General features: G+C 72.5%; 1 protein-coding gene. It reads left to right on the top strand.

The genetic code is table 11. The annotated features are described in order from the left end of the window. Nucleotides 1-11 precede the first annotated feature (11 nt). The coding region (locus KBX39_RS31970; RefSeq protein WP_210874148.1) for a DUF349 domain-containing protein at nucleotides 12-973 on the top strand (962 nt) is incomplete at its 3' end.

Genomic DNA, 973 nt, shown 5'->3' with positions numbered 1-973 from the left:
AGGATGGGCACATGAGCGACTGGACTGCCTTCGGACGGGTGGACGAGGACGGCACCGTCTACGTCAAGACGACCGAGGGCGAGCGGGTGGTCGGATCCTGGCAGGCGGGCGCACCGGAGGAAGGGCTCGCCCACTTCGCCCGGCGCTACGCCGATCTGGTGACCGAGGTCGACCTGACCGAGGCCCGGCTCAACTCGGGCGCGGCTGATGCCGGCCACTCCCTGACCACGATCCGGCGGATCCGCGGTTCGCTGGCCGAGGCGCACGTGGTCGGTGACCTCGACGCGCTGGCCGCCCGGCTGGACAAGCTCGCCGTCGTCGCCGAGGAGAAGGCCGGCGAGGCCAAGGCGGCCCGCGAGGCCGCCCGCGGTGAGGCGCTGGCGCGCAAGACCGCCCTGGTCGAGGAGGCCGAGAAGCTGGCGGCCGAGTCGACCGGCTGGAAGACCGCCGGGGACCGGCTCAAGGAGATCCTCGACGAGTGGAAGACCATCCGCGGCGTCGACAAGAAGACCGACGGTGAGCTGTGGAAGCGGTTCGCCGCCGCGCGGGACGGCTTCACCCGCCGCCGGGGCGCCCACTTCGCCTCCCTGGACCAGCAGCGCAAGCAGGCGCAGACGGTCAAGGAGGAGCTGGTCGCCGAGGCGGAGAAGCTCAAGGACTCCACCGACTGGGGCGTCACCGCCGGGCAGCTCAAGGACCTGATGGCCCAGTGGAAGGCCGCGCCGCGCGCCGCCAAGGAGGCCGAGCAGAAGCTCTGGGAACGGTTCCGGGCCGCGCAGGACGAGTTCTTCAGCCGGCGCAGCGAGGTCTTCTCGGCACGCGACAACGAGCAGCGCGCCAACCTGGAGCGCAAGCAGGCGCTGCTGGCCGAGGCCGAGGCGCTCGACGTCGACGCCGACCCGAAGGGCGCCCAGGCGAAGCTGCGGGAGATCCAGGCGCAGTGGCACGAGGCCGGTCGCGTGCCCCGCGAGGC

It is taken from the genome of Micromonospora sp. D75 (assembly GCF_018070405.1).
GTDB classification, from domain to species: Bacteria; Actinomycetota; Actinomycetes; order Mycobacteriales; family Micromonosporaceae; genus Micromonospora; species Micromonospora chalcea.
This window is presented reverse-complemented; position numbering and strand designations above follow the sequence as displayed.